Genomic DNA, 22,482 nt, shown 5'->3' on the forward strand with positions numbered 1-22,482 from the left:
ACCTCCATAATCATCCGTTTTCCGGCAATTCCAGCCCGCGTTCCGGGTCATATGCAAGGTGACAAAGGATGATCTTATCCCGGGGGCTGTCCAGGGTAGAAAATAATTGGGGATGGCGGGAGTACCATTCTGCGGGTACCTTCACTTTTCGCTCCCCTATGGCAGCCGGTATGGCAAGAAGTTCCTCCTGCCACAATTCAGCCGGGATTACGTCTATTAACCGCTTCCCGGGCTGCCACAGGTTTACCAGGGGAGATGCGGCGTAGCGCACCTCCCGGGGTGAATAGCCGAACAGCGTACAGGCGCGGAATATTTCCTCCAGATTGGTGGGAATGTGTTTATTCCGCGAATATTCCTCTTCCAGGATGGCTTCCAGGTAGCCCGGAGTGACGGAAAGGGGTTGAGTGAGAGCCGGGTTAAAGCTATGGCTTTCTGGTTCATTTCTGCTGGAGGAAGAGTGAAGCACCAGTACCCCCGGCCCACGGCAGCCGTTGTTCTTGTCCTCAAGACATTGCGGGCCAGTGTCCGTGCGCCAGAGGGGATAACTGTGCCGTAACAGAATGGTGGGTCCGGCACTCCCCGTATGCACGACATCGCATTCGGGAGGTCCCGCTGGATCGATGTCCCCACCAATTATTAACAGCCAGGGGCCGGGTTTTTCCCCCAGTGACAGCATTTCTCTTTCCAGCCTGTCCCGGTCCCCGTGGATGAACAGGGAGTGATAAAGAAAAACCGGGCATCCGGGCAGAGCCGGTTTGAGTTCGCGGGTGATTTGCCTTGCCTCCCGGGCGGACGGGGTGTAGACCACCTGCCTGAGACCCAGACGGTAGTATTCCCGGATCAGATCCGGCTGCCTGCCCTGGCAGCGGATCAACTCAAAGAGAGGCTTGTTGTGCCCGGCAACGTGATCTTCCACCACATAACCCGCATCCGCCAGGTATTTTTTTAATGCCGGAGCCAGTGCCGTTTCTAGAATTATATGGGGGATCTCCATTTTCCGCAGCAGGGCCAGGGCGTCCAGGGTATAATGAAAGGCCGGGCTCGACGGTTCCGGAAGCCCGTCTATGATCACCACCGCCTGCATCAGGTTGCCCAGGATGTAATCGGCCTGGCGCAGACCGTGGACCAGGGAGAAAACCAGATGGTCCATGGTGGCTACCGTTACCGGGCAGGCAAAAATGCTTTCCCTGGAATTAGTGGCCGTACCGTTGGGGCGGCCGTAATTGTTTTGCGGCAACCCCCAGAGGTAAGGGTCATTCCCGTAGTAGCTCGCAGCATGCACCAGGGCTACCTGTTCCGCACCCCAGAAACGGGTTACCTGGTGGCGGGTAAAGCCGGAGGCGATTTGTCCGGGGCAGATCCATACCAGTTTTTTCCGGCATCTTTCCCGGCCCAGGGACACGGCCCGGGCCAGGGCCAGCGTCATCCTTCCGGAGCCGGGGGGTGCCAGGAGCAGCAAAAAAGCGCCACCGGCCGCCGTACCGGTTGCTTTAACCGTCGCAGCGGCAAAAGGCGGCCGGTTAAGGGCCGGGCGGTCGAAGGCTGACTCAAGGTGATAAGGTCCTGAACTCCTGTCCTGTGCATTAACCACGTTCCTTAATAGCGATCCGCAAACCGTTCCGCCGGTCAGGGCGGCCTGGTGGAAAGCCCGGCTGGCCTGGCTGTCACAATACTTTAAAAGGGTAATGGCAAAACAATACAGGGCTTTGGTTCGCGCGGCATTGCCCCACAGGCTTACTCCTTGCTGAAGCCGGGCTACTTCCCCCTGCAGCCTTTCTCTCAAGCCGGTTTCGGCGATGTAAGCAGGAGGACGGAAAACCGGCCGGGCGGAAAGGGGAAAGATATCCTTAAAGTAACGGGCATGCAGGTCCTGGCAGCTTTGCAGGTAATCTTTTATCTGCTCAGTCAGGTAGTTTACCCGGGGAAGCAGTTCAAAGCTGTAATAAAGGTGGTCGAAAGGCTGGGTGTGGTGGGTAAGTACCAGTATCCTTACCAGGAGATTGTACTCCGGCGGCAGATCCGTTTCCACCAGGGGCAGGCTGAAAAAGGTATGGGAAAGCTCCCGGCTCAGTTCTTCTTTAACCAGCCGTTCTTGAAATTCCCGGGTGGCCTTGCCGATATCGTGTAAAAACAGGGCGAAAAAAAGGATCTGGCAATAATGTGTAAAAGGCAGGTTCTGCTCGTCAACCAACCTCTGCACTGCCGGGCGGTGTTCCCGCAGGTAGCGGGACAAAACAATCAGGGCATCTTCCGTGTGGCCTGCGAGGGTTTGATATACATCCACGCCCGCGCGCTTTTTGGCCAGGAGGGATACAGGCATGGTCGAACACCTTAAGATCAAAATTTTTATTACATATTACTCCAGGGGATAAATGAAAACAAGGGGAATTGCAGTCCAGGAAGGAATTGAGTAGCGAAAAACCGAAAAACTACATAATCAAAAAGGGAGAATTTCTGCTACTGAAGTATCCCCATTTTTCACCTGTTCTGGCTTGCGAGGCTCACCGGAGAGAGCATGCAAACGGCAGGCAGATGCTTCAGGCAGGCCAGTTGAAAAGTGGGGATAAGGTAAGATTCTACTGAAGGGGAGGAGTCAAGGCCTTGGAGCGGATCTGGGCACCGTGGCGAACGGTATACATCGGCAAGCATAAAGAAGAAGGTTGTATCTTTTGTGAGAAGTTACATTCTACGGAAGATGAGGCCAATTACGTGCTCCTGCGGGGGCAGGAGACCTTTGTTTTGCTCAATCTCTATCCCTATACCAACGGTCACCTGCTGATTGCTCCCAGCAGGCACGTGGGGGAATTGACGGAACTTACGGAAGGTGAATTGCTGGAGCTGGGCAAAATGACCCAGCGGGTGGTTTCCCTTTTGAGGGCGGCCTTTAACCCCGACGGCTTCAACATTGGGGTCAACCTGGGCACGATTGCCGGCGCCGGGGTGCCGGGCCACTTTCATATTCACGTGGTGCCCCGCTGGGCCGGAGACACCAACTTCATGCCCGTCCTGGGGGATGTGCGGGTTATTTCCGAAGCCCTGGACACGACCTACCGCAAGCTCAAAGAAGCTCTGGCCGGGAAAAAGGCCTAAACGCATAAAACGGTCGGAAACGACGGTGCGCTGGTCCCGGGGAGGCTCAGGTGCAGCACTGCAGTGAGGGGGAACCAGCGCACACTCTTTTTCGATTAGCACTCCATTCCCGGATAGGGACGGAGCACTCTCTCGTCGATGTCGCTTAATGAGGCACATCCGGTGAGAATCATGGCCTGTTTCAGCTCGCCGGTGAGCTTCTCCAGGACAAACTTTACCCCTTCGGCGCCGCCGCCAAAGGCTCCGATCACCAGGGGCCGGCCCACCAGCACCGCGTCAGCCCCCAGGGCCAGCAGTTTCAACACGTCAGCTCCCGAGCGAACGCCGCCGTCGGCCAGAATGGTCACCCGGCCTTTTACGGCCCGGGCAATGGCCGGCAATACCTCGGCCGCCCCGGGAGTATGGTCCAGAATGCGCCCGCCGTGGTTGGAGACCACAATGGCCGCCGCTCCCGCACCGGCCGCCAGTTCAGCTTCATCCACGGTCATAATACCCTTGACGATAAAGGGCAGGCGGGTGGCATTGACCAACTCCTTGAGTTCGTCAGCTGTCTTGGGTCCCACGGGTTGTCCGAACAGGGCCATGGTCACCAGACCCGCGCCGTCCACGTCCACGCCCACTGCCGGGGCACCGGCTTCTTCCGCCCGGCGTATGCGCTCAATGACGGCCTGTTGCTCCCGGGGCTTAATCACCGGGATACCGTGCCCCCCTTCTGTAGCAATGGCTTCCAGGCCGGAGTTGTAATATTCCGGGTCGCCGCCGTCTCCCGACATGCCCAGGGTGCCGGCCTGGCGGGCCCCGGCCATGATCATGCCGATGAACTCCCGCTCGGTGAGGGCACCCCCCATGTTATAGGTAACTCCGGTCATGGGTGCGGCAAGAATGGGGGTGGTCAGTTCTTTGCCAAAAAGGGTCAGGCTGGTATCCGGATTTTTGGCCCCGTGAAGCGTGCGCAGATTTAAGCGGTAACGGGCCAGGGCTTCTATGTTCGCCTTAAAGGATGCTCCCGTACCGGTTCCGCCCATGCCCGGGACTTCCCCGGCACAGGCCCGGCCATCACAGCTCGGGCAAACCCGGCAATACCCTTTCAGTTTTTCCCGGGCCGCCTCCCGCAGCTCTTTCCAGTTCATAACAGCAATACCTCCTCTCTTCTAGTGATCAGACCATATTATAAACTTCACCTTTCTTTTGCGTTTTCCTGCTTTTTTAAAAATGCGGGGCCCAGGCGACCAGGGGCAACTCAAAGATGTGGGCAAAATCGCCGTTTGCAGGGCGGACCCTGACGGTGTAGCCCACGGTGCCCTGGGGCAGGATGAGATTGCCCCTGTAAAGGTATGTCCCTTCGGGTGTTTGTCCCGTCATGGTCATGGCTGTTTTATTTATGTTACATAACTGCCCGTTGGCATTTATTAAACAAAAAGCGCCGGGCATGTGCTCAAAGCTGTCGAAACATTTTTCGTCCAGCCTGCCGTAGACTATCTCCACGGTAACGTCTTCCGGTGAAAGGGAGCCCAGCTGCACCACGGCTTCGATGGGCAGCGGTTCCCCTACCCCCATGGTCTGAGTGTCCCCGGCCTTCACGGATGTAATGGCCACCTGGGGCCAGTTTTCCTTGAGCCTTTCTTTAAAGGCGGCTAAATGCCGTGCGGGTTCGTAGTTATTGCGGCTGAGGTGCAGGTTCCGCTCGATGGCCGGCACATAAAACTGCTGGCAGTATTCTTTAACCATCCGTTCTGTGTTAAAAAAGGGCGGGATGGTTTGCAGGGATCGTTTCATCAGCTCGATCCAGGCCCGGGGTATTCCCTTTTGATCCCGGTCATAATACATGGGAATAATGGTTTCCTCCAGCAGGGCAAAGAGGGAGTAGGCATCATCCCGGTCCTGGGTTTCTTCATCGTGGTATTCCCTGGTTTCTCCCACGGCAAAGCCGTTTTCCCCGTCGTAGGCCTCGGGCCACCAGCCGTCAAGGATGCTGCAATGAATTACCCCGTTTACGGCGGCCTTTTGGCCGCTGGTGCCGCTGGCCTCCAGGGGGCGGCGGGGAGTGTTCAGCCACACATCCACTCCCTGCAGCAGGGACCGGGCCAGGGCGATGTCGTAGTCTTCCAGAAGGACCACCCGTCCTTTAAAGGGTTCCTGGTTGGTCAGTTCGTAAATTTGTTTGATCAGCTCCTGCCCCAGGCGATCTGCGGGATGAGCCTTCCCGGCAAAGATGATCTGGATCGGGCGCACCGGATCGCTTACCAGCCGGGCCAGGCGCTCCTTGTCCCGCAGGAGCAGGTTGGCCCTTTTATAGGTGGCAAAGCGGCGGGCAAAGCCAATGGTCAGTATTCTGGGGTCCAGGTATTGCTCCACTTCCCGGATACGCAGCGCCGGTTCCTGGTTGCGCAGGCGCTGACCGCGCAGGTTGTCCCGGGCGATGCGGATCATTTTTTCTTTTAACCGGCAGTGTACCTCCCACAGTTCTTCAGCCGGGATGGCCGAAACTTGTTCCCAGGCTTGCTGGTTGCAGCAGTTCTGCCGCCAGTCGGCTTCCAGGTAACGGTCGAACAGTTCCTGCAATTCCGGGGCGAGCCAGCTACCGATATGCACCCCGTTGGTGATGGAGGAAATGGGGATTTCCTCCATGGGTATGCCGGGATAGAAGCGGCGGAACATTTGCCTGGTTACCTGGCCGTGCAGCTTGCTTACCCCGTTGCAGTAGCTGGAAAGACGCAGGGCCAAAAGGGTCATGTTGAACACCTTTTGCTCATCATCCCACCCCAGGGCCAGAAAGTCTTCCCGCTCCATATTCAACTGATGATATAAATGATTAAAATACTTATCGATCATTTCTGCGCTGAAAACATCGTGTCCGGCCGGAACGGGGGTGTGGGTGGTAAACAGGGTGCCCGCACGCACTGCCTCCACGGCGGCATTTACCGGTACTCCGGCCTGAACCAGCTCCCGGATCCTTTCAATAAGCAGGAAGGCGGCGTGGCCTTCGTTGATATGCCAGGCCAGGGGGTGAATGTTCAGGGCGCGCAGTACCCGCACGCCGCCAATACCCAGCAGGATTTCCTGGCAAATACGTGTTTCCCGGTCGCCACCGTAGAGCTGGCCGGTTAAAGCCCTGTCGGCCATGTTATTACGGGTCACATCGGCGTCCAGGAGATAAACGTGTACCCGGCCCACCCGCATCTGCCATATTTTCAGGTATACGGTCCGGCCGGGGAGTTCCACGGGAACATACAGCGTGCTGCCGTCGGGATGGGTTACGGGGGTGATGGGCATCTGGTAAAAATTTAAGTAGGGATAATGGGCTTCCTGCCAGCCCTCCCGGTTAATGCGCTGGGTGAAGTAACCATTTTTGTATAACAAGCCCACACCTACAAAGGGCAGGCCCAGGTCGCTGGCCGACTTGCAGTGATCCCCGGCCAGCAATCCCAGCCCGCCGGAATAGGTGGGGTGGGATTCATGGACGCCAAACTCGGCGGAGAAGTAGGCAATAACGTGGTTATTATGCTCGGGGTATTGTCGGTTAAACCAAGTTTGAGCAGTCATGTACTGGTTCAGGTCTTCCATTACCTGGTTGTAGAGCAAAAGGAAAGACTCGCTTTTCGCTACCCTTTCCAGCTGATCCTGGCTGACGTTGAGCAGGAAACAGACGGGGTTGTGTTTTACTTCCTCCCACAGGGAACTGTTGATACGCCGGAAAAGTTCCTGGGCCTGGGGGTTCCAGCTGAACCAAAGGTTCCGGGCCAGCTCACCCAGGCGGGAGATTTTTTCCGGCAGTTTCGGTGCTACAGTAACAGTACGAATGAAGTACATACTCCGTTACCCTCCTTAATTTGTGGGACCAACCTGTTACGTTTTTCGGCCCCGGTGAGGTATTGGGTGAGGTATTAGGTATTCTATTTTCGTGTACAGGTACGATATTCCTCATGAGCGTTGTATTTCCTTTCCTTTAAGCAAAATTTAATTAAAACGGCCTGTTGTGCCTTGGGCAGGATTTTAACGATGCTATAGCTAATATAAGGATGGGAATTACATGCCAAGGAGTTGCTGCTATGTTATACCAGAGTACCAGGGGAAATAGCCAGCCGGTGAGTGCCGCCGGAGCCATCAAGCTGGGCATTGCTCCCGACGGGGGGCTGTTTGTGCCCGACCGCCCGGTCTTTGTGACCGCCGGCGAGCTGGCCTTGATGGCCGGAATGACTTACCAGGAACGGGCGGCAAGCATACTGCAATTGTTTCTGACTGACTTCACCTCCGGTGAAATCAGGGAATGCGTACAGGGAGCTTACGACCGGGAAAAGTTTGACGTGCCGGAAGTTGCCCCGCTGCAAAAACTGGATGAACACCTGTACGTGCTCGAGCTGTGGCACGGCCCCACCTGCGCCTTCAAGGATATGGCCCTGCAAATACTGCCCCGGCTTTTGCCCCGGGCGGTAAAAAAGACGGGTGAAGATAGGGAAATTGCCATCCTGGTGGCCACCTCCGGCGATACGGGTAAGGCCGCCCTGGAAGGTTTCCGGGATGTGCCCGGTACCCGTATCATTGTCTTTTTTCCGGCACGGGGGGTCAGTGAAGTACAGCGCCTGCAGATGATCACCCAGGAGGGCCGCAATGTCCACGTGGTGGCGGTGGAGGGCAACTTTGATCAGACCCAGAGCGGGGTGAAGGCAATTTTTACCGACCCCGCGGTAAATGCGGCCATTGACCGCCGGGGCTACCGCTTTTCTTCAGCCAATTCCATTAACTGGGGGCGACTGGTGCCCCAAATTGTTTATTATTTTTCAGCCTATGCGGATTTGCTGGCCAGAGGGGAGATCGCTTCCGGCGAAACCGTGAACTTCGTGGTGCCTACAGGTAACTTCGGCAATATCCTGGCCGCCTTTTATGCCCGGCGGATGGGACTGCCGGTCAAACGGCTTATCTGTGCGGCCAACCGCAACAATGTGTTGACGGACTTTATCCGCACGGGCACCTACGACCGCACCAGGGAATTTTATCGCACCATCTCCCCTTCCATGGATATTCTCATTTCCAGCAACCTGGAGCGTCTCCTTTATGAAGTTACCGGTGGCGATGCCGCGCGGGTGCGGGAGTGGATGGGGGCGCTGCAAACTGCAGGGCGCTACCAGGTGGACGGTGAAACGCTGGAAAAGATCCAGGCCGTTTTCTGGTCCGATTTTGCCGGTGACCCGGCCACCATGGAGACCATCCGCAATACTTACCGGCAGTATGGTTACCTGATGGACACCCATACCGCCGTGGGCAAGTATGTTTATGACCGCTACGTCGAGGCTACCGGGGATACCGGTAAAACGGTGATTGCCTCCACGGCCAGTCCCTTTAAGTTCAATCAAAGCGTGGCCACGGCCATCCTGGGGGAAGAGGCGGTACGGGGAAAAGGGGAATTCGAGCTGCTCGAGATCCTGTCCCGGGCCACCGGGCTGCCCATACCCAAAGGGTTAAAGAACCTGGATAAAAAACCGGTGCGCCATACTTTGACCGTGGCACCGGAGGAAATGAAACGGGTGGTGCAGGAACTTTTAACCTAACGCAACGCGAATATTCAGTGAACCCTGTTGGTTGCAGCCCAGCACTCATTAAAACGTGACTCCGCTCTTGGTGTTTCAAGTTTAATTGATACATCCGGTTTTAGGAAGACCTGGTATCCCAGTGGGTGCTGGGACTCCGCTCACCCAGCATAGTTGCATTGAATGGCCACTGATGTCAGTAACTCAGGGGGGGAACCTGGCATGCCCGTAATAGACCTGGCCCGGCTGCTCGTCAACCTGTCCCTGGCCCTGGATTTCTCCCGCCGGGGTTTAATGCGCCATCACCAGCGGGTGGCCCTGGTTGCCCTGCGCATTGGTGAAGCCGCGGGGATATCTTTTGAGGAGCGTTTAGATCTTTTTAAAGCGGCAATTATCCACGATGCCGGAGCGGTTACCTGGCCCGAAAAGGATGCCCTGGAGGCCTTCGATATCCAGGATCCCTGGGAACACTGCCGGCGGGGCCATCAATTTGTTTCCGATGTGGATATTTTAGCGCCTGCCGCCGAAATCATTCTCTCCCACCACGATCGCTGGCGGGGAGACAACCCTTCCGGGAAGGCGGGGGCCGGCATCCCCCTGGCGGCCCGGATTATTCACCTGGCCGACCGCCTGGATGTTTTGTTGACCGACCGGGAATACATCCTGGATCAAAGAGAGCCCATTATCAAGCAGATTCAATTGCTTTCGGGAAGGGTTTTTGACCCCGACCTGGTGGAGATTTTCATGCGCCTGGCCAGGGCGGAAAGCTTCTGGTTGGATATTACGGCCCCCTGTCTGACCGAGAATTTACTGGGCCTGGTGGGAAGACAGATTTTCATTGTCGATCTAACTCAGCTGATGCCCGTGGCCCGGCTTTTTGCCCGGGTAATTGACGCTAAAAGCCCCTTTACCCACCGCCATTCCCGGGGAGTGGCCGCGGTGGCCCGTCACCTGGCCCGGCACATGGGGATGGGTGAGGGGGAGTGCCTGCTGATGGAAATGGCGGGTCTGCTGCATGACCTGGGTAAGCTCACGGTACCCGAGGAAATCCTGGAAAAGCCCGGGCGTTTAACCGAAAAAGAGTTTAACCGGATCAAGCAGCATACTTACTATACATACTGGCTGCTTAAACCTTTCGACGACCAGCTTTCCGTAGCCCGGTGGGCAGCCTACCATCACGAAAAACTGAACGGCCAGGGTTATCCTTTCCGGCTGGCAGGTTCCCAGCTATGCTTGGGGTCGCGGATTATGGCGGTAAGTGATATGTTTACGGCCTTAAAAGAGGACCGGCCTTACCGGCCCGGCCTTTCCTGGGCCGAGATAGAACGCATTATCGGCAACCAGGTGCAGGAGGGAGCGCTGGACGGCTGGGTGGCGGGGGCTTTATTTGACAGCCGGCGGGATCTGGAAGAAATGTGGGGTGAGATAACTATAGCCGGGGACCGCTGTGAACTGGATTAAAAGGAAATTAGGTTAAAATTTTCACTCTGAATTCAGGAAGCCGGTACCCGGTGGCAAATTTTTTTTAACAAGGAAGGTGGCAAAAAATGTCTTACCCTCCCTTAACGGAACTGGCGGTCAGGCTGGAACGTTTTCAAGAGGTTTTGCGCGTCCAGGGCATGGACGGCGCCCTGCTCCTGCAGGGGGCGGATCTGGTTTATTTTTGCGGCACAACCCAGAGTGCCCACCTGTACGTCCCGGCCCGGGGGCGTGCCCTTTTCATGATCCGCCGGAGCAGGCAGCGCATTGATCCCGCCCTGGTGCCGGCGGAAGTGGTACCCCTGCGCAGGCCGGAAGAAATCCCCGGGCTTCTGGCCGCCCGTGGCCTGGCGGTACCTGAGGTGCTGGGCATGGAACTGGATGTGCTGCCGGTCAACCTGTTTCGCCGCTACGAAAAAATTTTTCCCGGCCAAATTGTGGACTGTTCGCTTCAGATCAGGAAATTGCGGGCTGTAAAATCGGCGTACGAGATCGGTCTTTTAAAAGAATCAGCTGCCATGATGGATGGCGTCTTCGCCCGGATTCCGGAAATGCTCCGGGAGGGAATATGCGAGCTTGAGCTGGCCGCCCGGGTGGAGGCGGCGGCCCGCTGTGCCGGCCATATGGGGCTGATCCGGGTGCGGGGGTTCAACCAGGAGTTCTTCTGGGGCTGCCTCCTGGCCGGACCCAGCGGGGGGGTGCCCAGTTACTTTGACAGCCCCCTGGGCGGACCCGGTTTTACGCCGGCCTTTCCTTTTGGCGTGGGCAAACACCTCATTGCTCCCGGCGACCCGGTGATGGTTGACTATGTAGGGGTGATCAACGGCTACCAGGTGGATATGACCCGGGTTTTTGCCCTCGGGTACCTGCCCGAAGACCTGCTTGAAGCCCATGAGACGGCGGTAAGCATTCAGAACGCCCTGGTGGCGGCGGCCCGGCCGGGAGTAACCGGCGGGGAACTGTACGAGCTGGCCCTGGAGATGGCCACCGGGGCCGGTCTGGCGGAACACTTTATGGGCTGCGGCGACCGGGTGCATTTTGTGGGGCACGGCATCGGCCTGGAATTGAACGAGCTGCCCGTGCTGGCCCGGGGGGTGAAGGAAAAGCTGCAGGCCGGCATGGTGGTGGCCATAGAGCCGAAATTTATTTTCCCGGGCCGGGGGGCGGTAGGCATTGAAAATACCTTTGTGGTCGGGGAGCAGGGGTTGGAGAGGTTAACTACATTCCCGGATGAAGTGGTAATTGTTTAGTGTTAATAGCAGCACCTGAGCGGATCTGGTTAGGAGTGGTCCGGGTCAAAGAAGGATTTTGAAACTGTGAAGAGAATATTATAAATAATTTTTATTTATCGCTTTAAAAATTTAATATTATAAAATCTTATTATTTACCGGAGGTTCCTTATGTCGGGCTCAGTATTAAAAATAGTAATTGCCGATGATGACGAGCCCATCTGCAACCTGTTATGCGATATACTGAGCACATTCGAGGGTGTCGCTGTCGCCGGCAAAGCCAGCAATGGCAGGAATCTCCTGAAACTGGTAAAGGATACCGGGCCGGACGCCGTTTTTCTCGACATCCAGATGCCCGGGCTGGACGGCCTTTCGGCTGTTCACCAACTGCAAGGGCAGCACCCCGGCGTCTTTATCGTTTTCATCACCGCCTACCCCCAGTATGCCGCCGAAGCATTCAACCTGGACGCCGTGGATTACCTGATCAAGCCACTTAACCGGGAACGAATAGGGCGAACACTGGACAAGTTAAAGCGCTTCAAAGAGATGCGAACCGCCGGGGGTAAAGATCACCGGCCGTACCCCGGGCCGGGCGGCAGCTCAAAAAGCGGGCCTGATTGCCGTACAAAACTTACCATCAAAAGCGGGCACGGGATTATCATCATAAACACGGACAGCATTTTTTTCGTAGAAAAAGTGGGCAAAAAGTGCGTCATCCACACGGACTCCGGACTCTACGAAACATCGGAGGGGCTTTCCCTACTCGAGCGAAGGCTTGACCCCGCCCGGTTCTTTCGCTGCCACAAAAGTTTCATCATCAACATCGACCGCGTGGAAAAGGTTTTACCCTATGCGGACCGCGCCTATGAAGTGACTTTCCGTAACTACCCCGCCAGGGTAACCATGCGCCGGGAGAAGTTTGAGGCCTTTTGCCTCATGATTCAGAAGTGAAGAAAAGCAAATACTCCGTCGTTCTGCTGGCTTTTTTCCAGTTGGTCCTGCTGGTTTTCGTATTGGCGCAGTACCTTCTCCAGCATCCGGTCCAACCTGCTGAAACATCCAAGCACCTGGTCATCCTCGGCTCCTTTGCCGGCAGCATAGTCCTCAACGTTTTCATCGTCGCCAGGATGGTCAAGGTTTACGAAAAAGAGGCCCTCCTTTCCGCTCGGGAAGCCATGTCCCAAAGCTTCGTCAGCCTCGCCGGCTCCATCAAGGTCCAAAACCAGGATTTTAATCTTTACATCGAGGAAATTTCCAGCTTAATCCATCAAGAACGGTGGGAAGACCTGTCAAGCTACCTCGAAAATATTTGTGCTAAAATAACCTTTTTAAACAACGTCCTCAAGGTGGACAACGCCATCATCGGCGCCCTGTTGAAGGCAAAGGTCTCCGAGGCGGATGTGAAGCGCATCAGGCTGGATATCGACATTTCCGCCTCCCTGGCCGGCCTGGATGCAAGGGCCGTGGATCTGGCCCGGATCATCGGCAACCTGGTGGACAACGCCTTTGACGCGGTCCTTCCTCTGGAGGAGTCCGAAAGAATTGTCTCGGTGAAAATACACCGGTCCGGGCCACTTTTGGAAGTGGAGGTAAGCAACCGGGGGCCGGCCATCGACCCGGGGACGCTGGAAAAAATTTTCGAGCCCGGTTACACCACCAAGAGAGAAGGGCACAGCGGCCTGGGCCTGCACATAGTCAAAACCCTGGCCGAAAAACTGATGGGCACGGTGCGGGTCTATTCGGACGGAACGAACGGAACGCGGTTTGTGGTGATGTTGCCGGGGGTATAGCATGTAAGGACGGTGGTGGTGAATGGGCACCGGTTTGGCCGCGACACTGCTTCATTACGGATTGTTTCTCTATAATTTTATCATCGAGAATGTAGTTTTTTTAGCGCTGGCCTTGACCCTTAACGGATATGACATTAAACAAAACTGGCGGCGGGTTTTGTTGGTGGGGACAATTTTTGGAATTGCCGGTGTAGTATTTTTTCACCTTCCCCAGACGTTCCGGATCATTCTGCTGTGGGTCTTCTTCTTTTGGACAATAAAGTTTTTTTTCGGCTTTACCATTCAAAAGTCGGTTTTAGTTACCTTCAGCGTTTTAACTGTTGCTTTACTAGCCGAAAGTACAGCATTTTTTATTTTAGTCTACCTTATCGGCGTTACCCCGGCCAGTTACTTTGCTTCGTTTAAGATCCGCGTGATTTGCCCGCTGGCATATGTTATTCCTTTGGCAATACTTACTTACGTTAGCTACCGGCGGCGTTGGCGCATCTTTAAGGAGACCGGACGTCTCAACATTCCCGTGGGAACCTTCTTACCTCTGCTCATACAGATGTTTCTGATCTACATTGCGGTCAACGAATTCTTCTCTGCCGCGCGTTTTGATGCATCTACCCAAAAATTAATGGTGCTAATTTTTGCTCTTCTGACAATATCATTGTTCCTATCACTTTTCTTAACCTGGCGTGTCCTGCGCTTTGCCGGGCGGGAAGCCGTTGTGGCCGCCCAAGAGAAACTGGCCGAGGAGATGCGCCGGGAAATTGACGCCCTTAGAAGCCAGCGCCACGACTTCATCAACCACGTCCAGATCATCACGGCCCTCCTCAGTGAGGGGCGGAAGGAAGAACTGGCAAGGTATGTGAAGGCATTAAAAGAAGGTTAGCGCCCCGGGGGTTCAAAGTATTACCCCCAGGGCAATTAACTTTACTTCAAAGCGTATAGGCACCCATCTTTGCAACCTAAGTAGATCATGCCATCGTAGACAATCTCCATTTTTCCTGGCCGGGCGTCCAAAGCATAGATGCTGCCAGCACTGCAATCACCCATTAGCGCTAGGTAAACCGCATGATCTATGTGCTGATCTGTATGGATATGACTTCTACTGGAGGGCATAGAGGTAGCCGTCTTCACTCACGGCGTAGATCGTGCCACCAGCTATAGCCAGGGGGTAAAGCGCGCTTTCTCCCGTTTTAAACCGCCACTTTTCCTGGCCGGTTTTGCGATCCACGGCATAGAGGTAGCCGTCATAACTGCCGAAGTACACCGTGCCGCCGGCTATGGCCGGGGAGGAATCTATCCCTTTTTCTCCTTTAAACCGCCATTTTTCCTGCCCGGTTTTACTGTCCAGGGCATAGAGGTAGTCGTCAGTACTGCCGAAGTACACCATGCCGCCTGCTATGGCCGGGAAGGAATACACCTCGCCTTCTGTTTTAAACCGCCATTTTTCCCGGCCGGTTTTACTGTCCAGAGCATAGAAGTAGCCGCTCCTATCGCCGAAGTAAACCGTATCACCGGCTACGGCCGGGGAGGAATCCACCCCGTCTTCTGCTTCAAACCGCCACTTTTCCCGGCCGGTTTTGCTGTCCAGGGCAATAAGGCGGCAGCCGTCTCCAGTGCAGAAGTAAACCGTATCACCGGCTATGGCCGGGGAGAGAAAGTCACCTCCATTCTCATACCGCCACTTTTCCCGGCCGGTTTTGCTGTCCAGGGCATAGCAGCCGTCAGTACAGCCGAAGTACACCGTGCCGCCGGCTATGGCCGGGGAGGAATACATCTCGTCTTTTGTTTTAAACCACCACTTTTCCCGGCCGGTTTTGCTGTCCAGGGCATAGAAATTGCCGCTGCTGTCGTTTATCTCGCCTACATCGCCGAAGTAAACCGTGCCGCCGGCTATGGCCGGGGAGGAATACACCCCGGCTGTTGCCTTAAACCGCCACTTTTCCCGGCCGGTTTTGCTGTCCAGGGCAATAAGGCGGCCGTCTACAGTGCCGAAGTAAACCGTATCACCGGCTATGACCGGTAAAGAAGCCACCCTTTCTTCTATTCTAAACCGCCACTTCAACTTGGGAGACTGCTGGACTCCTCTGGAAGAAAAAACGCCGGTACGGTGCGGATTACCTTGAGGCATTGCCGCCCTGGCATCTGCCCAGGCAGCCGCCCACTTCCCGTTGTTTTTCTCAAATCCAATAGTGCAGATGCAGTCGCCCTCTCCTGTTACCAGTTCTACATCAACTTTTTGTTTATCGTGTTCCACAACGTTATAATCAAATGTTGTATCCTCGGCCATGGTTAGCCCCGCGTTGATTGCCTCCGTGATAAACAGGCTTTCGCTTTCGTTTACGCATAATTTTGCAGCCTTTTCCGGATTATTTTCCATGACGCTGGCCACCAGCGATTTTGCCAATTCCTCAGGATTATTTTTCCGGCCCTGCCACACAGTGAAGGCCGCAACAGCCACCGCCACTACCAGCACCAGGGCAATGACCACCGCAAAGGGGAAACCCTTTCCTTTACTGGCCGGCAGAACGGCAGCCGGCAGGGCATCTAAAGCCTTTCCACAGCTTATGCAAAACTTTGAGCTGTCCTCATTTTTTGCACCGCATTCCGGGCAATAGGCCATTTTAACCACTCCTATTTCAATGTCTCGTTCATACTTTCTAACGCTTGCTCAACCGAAAAATCCCGGCTGGCTCCTTTAGAGATTGTTGTTTGTAGGGTGTAGAATTATAAGCACATATCTCCTTAAAATGGCGAACATTCATTAACAACTCCTTTTATTCAAGTTAAGGTGACCAAGTAAGTGGATAGGGAAAACCTTGTTCCGCATTTAATATCTGTGTTTCATTTTGCCCGTTTGAACTAACTACAAAAATACCACTCATATCAGTAACTACCGAGACTCTTGCTGATGTGTGGTTTTGATATGTGTTTTTTACGAAAGCTATCTTACTGCCATCTGGTGACCAGCAGGGACTTAAACTTAAACTATTGACACTATAATTGCTATAATTTTCATCATTTTTCAGGGATACTTGCGTTTCATCGATAAGATTAATGATATATAAAAACTGATCGCTGTCATAATTATTTTTTCCTGCAATTGCTATTTTTTCTCCGTCAGGTGACAAAGCAAAACCGCGAAATACAACATATTCTCCCAACTTTTTAATACCATTTCCATAGCTATTCATAATAAAAATACTTGTTACTTCAATAATATCAGGTGTAAAGCCTTTTTTTACGCCATATTTTTCATATGGTTCATTCCGATTAACAGCAAAAATAATCTTATTTTTTGCCCAAATTAATTGTACACAATATCCCAACTCTTTCATGTCTTTGATTATTTTGAGATCACTACCATCATTGTTGACGGTAAAAATAAAACTAGCAAGAGAAAATGCTATCGTTTTGCCATCGGGAGACCATGCAAAAGAGTTAGGAATATGAGGAAGAGTAGGGTGGAGAGATATCAATTTAGTTTCCAGGTCCTTCGCTTTTACTAATGTTGTATCCTTTAAATCTTTTAAATCGATTAAATGCAATTGAACGTTTTGATCTGATTTATCTAATTTAAGAAAGACGATTTTAGTGCCATCAGGTGACCATACTGCTTCACGGAAGCTTGGAGGAGGTTCCAGCGGTATAAAAACATCAGATATGCGCTTTTGTGTCTTGTCGCTTACATTTAAGATATATAGACCGTATGTATCTTCTTGTTCTTCTATAGTATATAATATTTTTGAGCCGTCTGGTGACCATGAAGGTCGTGATTTATCGCTTACATTGGAAACAAGAGGTTCTTGTAGGGTACCATCTTCATTCATTATATAAAGAGTGTCATTTTTTACAAAAGCTATTTTTGATGGTAAACTTTTTTTGTTGATCTTATTTTCCTGTTTTGAAGATAAATTTTTTCTGTCAGAATTTTTGACTTGTATGTCACGGGAACAACCCGTTAGTATAATTACTCCGATTAGAAGTAAAAGTATTAAATTTTTTTTCATTACCAAAACCTCCAAAATATGTTATCAAATGCATGAGAAAAGAAGTGTTGAATTATAATGTTGAATTATAATTTTTTTAATTGTGCCGGACCTGAATGGCTTTTGACAGAAAAGTAGCCCTAATCTTGGATACCAGCAATTCGCCAGCCTTCCTCAAATTTTTTTAGATAAAATGTTGGGGCCCATTGCTCGGTCCTGGCATTGCCCGCCTCGTCAATATCAATAATTTCTGCATTGATTTTAACTCTGGCATTATCTCCTCGCGATTCCTCAAAAACTACCTCTTTGACATTAATCTTTATATCACCACCATAAGGTTTGGTCATTTCGTAAAGTGCGGGGAACAGCTCTAAAATATCTGTTATATTTATCCCGATAAAATGAGAAAGGATATTGCTTGTGGCTTTAAAAGCCTTAGATATTTTAGGATCCAGGCATTCAATTGCGGCATTGTAATCCCGCTCGTTCAATGCATTAACGAATTTTGTAACCGTGTCCACGGGACTCGTGGCAAAAAACATGTTATACAAAACAATTCCCGCTATGATAACGCCCAGGGCTACAGAAACAGCAATAATTTTGGCCTGTATCGCCATGCCGCTGGCCTGCGCCACACCGGAAGCGACGGCTTCGGCAGTCTGACCTACTCCTGCCGCAAGCGGCCCAACTATATTTCCCGCGTTTACCGCGCTACCAATGGACTGATCGGTAGCGTTTTGGAATGTGTTAGTCGGGTCGGCCAGCGCCTGTACCATCGACCCGCAACTTCCACAGTAATGATCCCCGCTTCTCAACCTCGCACCGCATGCGGTACAGAACACTAGCTTTAACCTCCCTGAGAAAGCAGTTATTGTCTATAAAAGCAACACTTTCTTCCCGCACTTGCCGCAAAACTTTGCCCCCTGGATGATTTTTGCCCCACATTCACACGTTCCAACCGTCACCGGCTTACCAAGAGCCTCCTGCGACTTTATGTGAATCTCTTTCAGTTTCTCTCGTCTGGTTTCTAATTGTTTATCAATTTCCGCAATTATGGCGCACTTATCTTTAATCCGAACCTCATCAAATCCGCCTTGACTAAACATGATGTAAACTATATTCCCAAGCTCTTCGATGGCCTCCCGCCTGCGTTGCTCAATTACGGAAATTTCGCCTTTTATCCGCGAAGTCTCAAGGGCTTCTTTGGACTTAACGCTTACAGTCGCGACACCTTTTTGTACACTTTGCCTGACTTTATCAAAAAAATCAACCATTTTGGGTCCTCCTAGAATCTTGCCCCGCATTCGGAACAAAACTGTTGCTCCGCTTCAGCCTTAGAGCCACATTGGCTACAAAATTTAACATTCGGCCCCTTTGGCGGGCTTTGACCTGGAATTGCCAGCGACTTTTTGTTATCCATGGCGTCGGCAATGTTATAACCTGCGGCCACAAGGAAGAGGATCAACGGAAGGTAGAAACCAGAACCGTATTCTACGCTTAACATCCCCTCCCCTTCGCTGGACACTTTTTGGGTAATCAATAATCTAACTAACAATGTACATATAAAACCTACCGCACCCATAACCGCCGACACTACATTAGCCTTTCTGCTCGACCAAAAACCGATAATCAGACCGCCGACACCTGCGACAAAAGCGATGATAGCTAAAGGATTCGGATTTATTTTTTCGCCCTCCACCTCTGTACCTGTTATCATCTGAAAACCGGTAATTTTGGTCACTTCGTACCCGCTACATGAAACAGTAACAAACGGAAGTGAAAAACAAATTAGAATGAGAGCAAATAGTGCTGGCGAAATAAATCTCTTTTTGTTCATAAGTACTCCTCCTAACAAGGATTAAATTAAGTTTTGCTTGGTTACCAAGGATTCATAATTTTTTTTGTCCCGTATGTATTCATAAGCATTTTTAATAAACAAGAATGGACCAATTAACATTCCAAGAAGTACTGCAAGACATGTTAACCCAAACCCTACTATAAAGGAAACACCTGTTGCGGAAGGACGAAATAGAGCAGTTACACTTGTGCCAAGTAATGTAGCATACAGCATTTGTCTTACATAAGTCCATCCCCAATAAATACCACAAAATACCCAAGCCATATATAATGCATCAGTAAACCCACCTTCCAAAAAGATCCCATAGGCAGCACCTAAGGCTCCAATAATAGCCGTAACTATCAAAGTCCTTTTTCGGTACGAAAGGATTTCTCGCGTTTGCGATAATACACACTGGGAACAGGAAGGGGGTTGAAATATTGATGCGCATTCACTGCAAAGCCCTTTCCCACACAAACTACAAGTTGCCACTGCATCAATGTCATTGTGAACATGACATTTCATGGTTATAAAGCCTCCTAATTTTTGCTAACGCTGCAAAAACAAAATTTCTCATGTCAAGATCTAAATTGTGGTAAATCCTATATCACAAATTTCTTGTTATTAATTTTATCAAACAGTTGACCACTTAATCCTTAATAAACTTGAACGCTTTAGTTTTGCTTCGCTATGGTTTATTTTTTCTTAATTTAGATATGGGCATCACCTCCTGGTTCTGATCGTCAGGTCGCCGGCGGAGAGCCTGGTGTTGGCCAGCCTGCCGGCTGTGCGGAACCGGGCGAAGTCCGGCCCTTATCAGGCCAAAATTTTAAATAAGGATAATTTCCACGCTTATGATAAGACCTGATAACCTGGCTCTACAACCACAAGGACATAAGATTACCGGTTTCTTTCCTGAATACCGGCTTTCTAGAGCATAAAACAGCCCCAAAATGTCTTTTGGGGCGTTTAATTTATTCATGTCCCAGAAGAATAACGAAACCCGGGACGTCCACCTATAAATTCGTAATTACAGGACCAAAAACCGTAAATATGTGCAGCGGCTGTAGGTGTGGGAACATTCTTTTGTTAGAATTGCCTATGAGTAGAGAAAGGGTTTTCATTATGAGTGAACCGGAGTGGCAGGGGAGTGGCCGCAGTGCCGGGTTTCTCCTTAATACCGGATACTGGTAACGAGGAGGTGATATGAGGTTTAAAAGATGAGTGAACAGTAGTTGAATGAGCAGTAGTAAATCTTAGAATTTCGGGGGAGGGGAATCTTTTGAAAAAGAGAGTGTTTTTCCTGGTTCTTGCCCTGTCACTGGTTTTACTGGCGACCGTTGCGGTGGCAAATGTAGAAGGGATAAAAATGTACGTGAACGGCAATGAGGTGAAGTCCGACGTCCCCCCGGTCAAGCAGGAAAACAGGGTTCTGGTTCCAATCAGGTTCGTAGCCGAAGCCCTCGGGTGTGACGTTCAGTGGGATGAAGCAAAAAATGCCGTGGTTATAACCAGGAACTCGGGGGACAAGTTCCTCAGGGGTAAAAATGATCCCGCCCAGCAGAATCCGAGCATCCATACCAACTTTGTTAAAGCCGCCGACTTGCTGGCCGTTCTGGATGACGATAAGGACGGGGACCTCTGCGATTATCGCGACGGTCACAGCGGGGGTGACAGCATAGCCAACGATCCCCTGGTGGTGGACACCCGGTTGAAGAAAGACTATGATGCCGGGCACATTCCGGGAGCCATCTGGATCTCCCCCGCTGAGGAAATTGCAGCTCCGGCTAACCTGGCTGCCCTTAAAGAAGCTCTTGAGGCTCATGTGGCCAGAGGCGGCAAAAATGAGATTGTGCTGTACTGCTTTACCGCCCATACTGCCGGGTTGGCGGCAGGTGTCCTCGGCGCCGAGGGTCTTAATGTGAAGAACCTGCGCTTTGGCTACGCCATTGCCTGGGAAGGTACCAAGCAGGCCGATGCTCCCATCTACGGTCCCCGTGAGGATGCCAGCGGCAAGCCGGTTCCTTATGCCCCTGCAGCAAAATAGTTAAGTTTTCGATAGTTAATAAGCGGCAGGCTCCTGAAACGGCGGGTCTTTTAAAAAGCCTGCCGCTTTTTAGTATCGAAAATTTGATCCAGATACGCTTCTTGTTGGTTGTCCCAATCAGGGTATATAATTGTATATAATTAATCAAGATACTTTTCACTGGCAATTTGAGGTTGAGCCTGACAGGGGGGTGAGTGGTTGCGTTTTGTGATTATAGGCAACAGTGCAGCGGGGGTGGCGGCCGTGGAGACCCTGCGCCGCCTGGGCGGGTATCAGCACCCCATTACCGTGGTGAGCGATGAGCCCACGGGGGCCTATTCCCGCTGCCTGTTGCCGGACTTAGTGGCGGGCAAAAGTACAGAATATTCCATCAGGTTGCGGCCGGCGGAATTTTACCGGCGCCTGGAAGTGGAGCTGCTGGCCGGGGTGGCGGCGGTGGAGGTGCGGCCCGGGGAGAAAAGGCTGGTTTTGCAGGACGGCCGGGAACTGGCCTACGACCGCCTGCTGGTGGCCACCGGGGCCGGCCCGGTGCTCCCGGCGGTGCCGGGGATTGAAGCAGAGGAGGTTTTTACCCTGCGCACCCTGCGTGATGCCCGGCGGCTGTCCGCCCTGATCCCACGGGTTTCCGGGGCAGTGGTGGTGGGCGGCGGGCTGGTGGGGTTGAAGGCGGCCCTCGCTTTGAAACAGGCCGGCCTGGCGCGGGTTACCGTGGTGGTGACCAGCCCGCGGTTGCTCATCAGGCAGCTGGACGAAAGGGCGGCGGCCATGGTGGAGCGGGAACTGCTCAATGCGGGTATCAATTTTATCTATAACGCCCGGGTAAAGGCCTTTGCTGCCGGGCCTCAAGGGCGTTTGGCGGGGGTGGAGCTGGAAGACGGCCGGGAACTGCCCGCGGGGCTGGCCGTGGTGGCCAAGGGTGTGCGCCCGAACAGCGGCCTGGTGGCGAAGGCCGGCGGCAAGGTGGGGCAGGGTATTGTGGTGGACGGCAACATGCGTACTTCCCTGGAGGATATTTATGCGGCGGGGGATTGTATCCAGGTAACCGACCGGTTAACCGGGCAGAAGGTCAATTCAGCCCTGTGGACGCTGGCCTTTGAGCAGGGGCGCTACGCGGCGGCCAATATGCTGGGTATGGCCCGTCCCTACCCGGCTCCCCTCACCAGGCTGAACAGCGCCCGCTTTGGTGGGGTGGACGTGGTCTCGGTGGGGAACCTGGAAGGTGAGGAGGTGCTGGCCCAATATGATCCCCTGTGCCATACCTACCGCCGGCTGGTCTTTGATGGGGAGCGTCTGGTGGGCTTCATCCTGGCCGGGAAGGTGGACGGCGCGGGAGTGTACACGGCCCTGGTGAAATCGGGCCGCCTGGCGTGGGGTTACCGCCGGCAGTTGCTGGAAGGTCAGGTGGGAAGCGTATCTTTAGGAACCCTTTTAGAACAAAGGAAAAAGGATCTCAATCGGAACTGCCACATAAATTAAGATGCCGCCCGGGAATCCAGGGAGATTCA

18 protein-coding genes are annotated in these 22,482 nt (G+C 52.9%); 9 read left to right on the plus strand and 9 right to left on the minus strand.

Annotated features, from left to right (window positions below; all coding sequences use genetic code 11):
- Positions 1–10: 10 nt before the first annotated feature.
- Positions 11–2,320 carry a CRISPR-associated endonuclease Cas3'' gene (locus G7K71_RS09320; RefSeq protein WP_166345574.1) on the minus strand — a complete coding sequence of 770 codons (2,310 nt, stop codon included), beginning with the start codon at positions 2,318–2,320 and terminating at the stop codon, positions 11–13.
- A gap of 281 nt (positions 2,321–2,601) precedes the next feature.
- Here G7K71_RS09320 and G7K71_RS09325 point away from each other — a divergent pair, with 281 nt between their 5' ends.
- Positions 2,602–3,090: an HIT domain-containing protein gene (locus G7K71_RS09325; RefSeq protein WP_166345577.1), complete on the plus strand. Its 489-nt coding sequence runs from the start codon at positions 2,602–2,604 to the stop codon at positions 3,088–3,090.
- Between the two features lie 95 nt (positions 3,091–3,185).
- Here G7K71_RS09325 and G7K71_RS09330 read toward each other — a convergent pair whose 3' ends face one another.
- Positions 3,186–4,220, minus strand: a complete 1,035-nt coding sequence (locus G7K71_RS09330; protein ID WP_166345580.1) for an alpha-hydroxy-acid oxidizing protein — start codon at positions 4,218–4,220, stop codon at positions 3,186–3,188.
- A 76-nt stretch (positions 4,221–4,296) separates the two neighbouring features.
- Complete coding sequence (gene glgP, locus G7K71_RS09335; protein WP_166345583.1) at positions 4,297–6,900, minus strand: alpha-glucan family phosphorylase; 2,604 nt, start codon at positions 6,898–6,900, stop codon at positions 4,297–4,299.
- Between the two features lie 239 nt (positions 6,901–7,139).
- Between glgP and thrC the strand changes: the two genes are divergently transcribed.
- The 6 genes from thrC to G7K71_RS09365 all read left to right on the plus strand — a co-directional run bounded on the left by thrC (position 7,140) and on the right by G7K71_RS09365 (position 13,990).
- The gene (gene thrC, locus G7K71_RS09340) at positions 7,140–8,636 is read left to right on the plus strand and encodes a threonine synthase (RefSeq protein WP_166345586.1); all 1,497 of its coding nucleotides are present in this window, start codon (positions 7,140–7,142) and stop codon (positions 8,634–8,636) included.
- Positions 8,637–8,837: 201 nt separating this feature from the next.
- Positions 8,838–10,076, plus strand: coding sequence for an HD domain-containing phosphohydrolase (locus tag G7K71_RS09345; protein WP_166345589.1), 1,239 nt, complete (start codon positions 8,838–8,840; stop codon positions 10,074–10,076).
- A gap of 86 nt (positions 10,077–10,162) precedes the next feature.
- On the plus strand, positions 10,163–11,344 hold the full coding sequence (locus G7K71_RS09350; RefSeq protein WP_166345592.1) for a Xaa-Pro peptidase family protein: 1,182 nt from the start codon (positions 10,163–10,165) through the stop codon (positions 11,342–11,344).
- 150 nt (positions 11,345–11,494) lie between these two features.
- On the plus strand, positions 11,495–12,274 hold the full coding sequence (locus G7K71_RS09355) for a LytTR family DNA-binding domain-containing protein (RefSeq protein WP_166345595.1): 780 nt from the start codon (positions 11,495–11,497) through the stop codon (positions 12,272–12,274).
- On the plus strand, positions 12,253–13,113 hold the full coding sequence (locus G7K71_RS09360) for a sensor histidine kinase (protein ID WP_166345598.1): 861 nt from the start codon (positions 12,253–12,255) through the stop codon (positions 13,111–13,113). The genes G7K71_RS09355 and G7K71_RS09360 overlap by 22 nt, the downstream gene beginning before the upstream one ends.
- Positions 13,114–13,135: 22 nt before the next feature.
- Positions 13,136–13,990: a Spo0B domain-containing protein gene (locus G7K71_RS09365; RefSeq protein WP_166345601.1), complete on the plus strand. Its 855-nt coding sequence runs from the start codon at positions 13,136–13,138 to the stop codon at positions 13,988–13,990.
- A gap of 216 nt (positions 13,991–14,206) precedes the next feature.
- Here G7K71_RS09365 and G7K71_RS09370 read toward each other — a convergent pair whose 3' ends face one another.
- The 6 genes from G7K71_RS09370 to G7K71_RS09395 form a co-directional block, all read right to left on the minus strand.
- Positions 14,207–15,727: a PQQ-binding-like beta-propeller repeat protein gene (locus G7K71_RS09370; protein WP_166346184.1), complete on the minus strand. Its 1,521-nt coding sequence runs from the start codon at positions 15,725–15,727 to the stop codon at positions 14,207–14,209.
- Between the two features lie 163 nt (positions 15,728–15,890).
- Positions 15,891–17,114 (minus strand): PD40 domain-containing protein, encoded by a 1,224-nt coding sequence (locus G7K71_RS09375; protein WP_166345604.1) that lies wholly within the window; start codon positions 17,112–17,114, stop codon positions 15,891–15,893.
- Positions 17,115–17,233: 119 nt separating this feature from the next.
- Positions 17,234–17,869, minus strand: coding sequence for a hypothetical protein (locus G7K71_RS09380; RefSeq protein ID WP_166345607.1), 636 nt, complete (start codon positions 17,867–17,869; stop codon positions 17,234–17,236).
- Positions 17,870–17,968: 99 nt separating this feature from the next.
- Positions 17,969–18,367, minus strand: a complete 399-nt coding sequence (locus tag G7K71_RS09385) for a zinc ribbon domain-containing protein (RefSeq protein WP_166345610.1) — start codon at positions 18,365–18,367, stop codon at positions 17,969–17,971.
- An 11-nt stretch (positions 18,368–18,378) separates the two neighbouring features.
- Positions 18,379–18,930: a zinc-ribbon domain-containing protein gene (locus G7K71_RS09390; RefSeq protein WP_166345613.1), complete on the minus strand. Its 552-nt coding sequence runs from the start codon at positions 18,928–18,930 to the stop codon at positions 18,379–18,381.
- A 21-nt stretch (positions 18,931–18,951) separates the two neighbouring features.
- Positions 18,952–19,455 (minus strand): hypothetical protein, encoded by a 504-nt coding sequence (locus G7K71_RS09395; RefSeq protein WP_166345616.1) that lies wholly within the window; start codon positions 19,453–19,455, stop codon positions 18,952–18,954.
- A gap of 757 nt (positions 19,456–20,212) precedes the next feature.
- Here G7K71_RS09395 and G7K71_RS09400 point away from each other — a divergent pair.
- Complete coding sequence (locus G7K71_RS09400) at positions 20,213–20,977, plus strand: stalk domain-containing protein (RefSeq protein ID WP_166345619.1); 765 nt, start codon at positions 20,213–20,215, stop codon at positions 20,975–20,977.
- A gap of 207 nt (positions 20,978–21,184) precedes the next feature.
- Positions 21,185–22,453: an FAD-dependent oxidoreductase gene (locus G7K71_RS09405; protein WP_313884963.1), complete on the plus strand. Its 1,269-nt coding sequence runs from the start codon at positions 21,185–21,187 to the stop codon at positions 22,451–22,453.
- Positions 22,454–22,482 lie beyond the last annotated feature (29 nt).

Origin of the sequence: Desulfofundulus sp. TPOSR (genome assembly GCF_011393055.1) — a bacterium.
Lineage (GTDB): Bacteria > Bacillota > Desulfotomaculia > Desulfotomaculales > Desulfovirgulaceae > Desulfofundulus > Desulfofundulus kuznetsovii.

Bases quoted from the DNA above. Each gene is read 5' to 3' on its own strand.
- G7K71_RS09350 (WP_166345592.1), top strand. From the start codon at position 10,163: ATGTCTTACCCTCCCTTAACGGAACTGGCGGTCAGGCTGGAACGTTTT.
- G7K71_RS09390 (WP_166345613.1), bottom strand. From the start codon at position 18,930: ATGAACAAAAAGAGATTTATTTCGCCAGCACTATTTGCTCTCATTCTA.
- G7K71_RS09385 (WP_166345610.1), bottom strand. From the start codon at position 18,367: ATGGTTGATTTTTTTGATAAAGTCAGGCAAAGTGTACAAAAAGGTGTC.
- G7K71_RS09380 (WP_166345607.1), bottom strand. From the start codon at position 17,869: ATGGTACAGGCGCTGGCCGACCCGACTAACACATTCCAAAACGCTACC.
- G7K71_RS09355 (WP_166345595.1), top strand. From the start codon at position 11,495: ATGTCGGGCTCAGTATTAAAAATAGTAATTGCCGATGATGACGAGCCC.
- G7K71_RS09375 (WP_166345604.1), bottom strand. From the start codon at position 17,114: ATGAAAAAAAATTTAATACTTTTACTTCTAATCGGAGTAATTATACTA.
- glgP (WP_166345583.1), bottom strand. From the start codon at position 6,900: ATGTACTTCATTCGTACTGTTACTGTAGCACCGAAACTGCCGGAAAAA.
- G7K71_RS09365 (WP_166345601.1), top strand. From the start codon at position 13,136: ATGGGCACCGGTTTGGCCGCGACACTGCTTCATTACGGATTGTTTCTC.
- thrC (WP_166345586.1), top strand. From the start codon at position 7,140: ATGTTATACCAGAGTACCAGGGGAAATAGCCAGCCGGTGAGTGCCGCC.
- G7K71_RS09330 (WP_166345580.1), bottom strand. From the start codon at position 4,220: ATGAACTGGAAAGAGCTGCGGGAGGCGGCCCGGGAAAAACTGAAAGGG.
- G7K71_RS09395 (WP_166345616.1), bottom strand. From the start codon at position 19,455: ATGAAATGTCATGTTCACAATGACATTGATGCAGTGGCAACTTGTAGT.
- G7K71_RS09345 (WP_166345589.1), top strand. From the start codon at position 8,838: ATGCCCGTAATAGACCTGGCCCGGCTGCTCGTCAACCTGTCCCTGGCC.
- G7K71_RS09320 (WP_166345574.1), bottom strand. From the start codon at position 2,320: ATGCCTGTATCCCTCCTGGCCAAAAAGCGCGCGGGCGTGGATGTATAT.
- G7K71_RS09370 (WP_166346184.1), bottom strand. From the start codon at position 15,727: ATGGCCTATTGCCCGGAATGCGGTGCAAAAAATGAGGACAGCTCAAAG.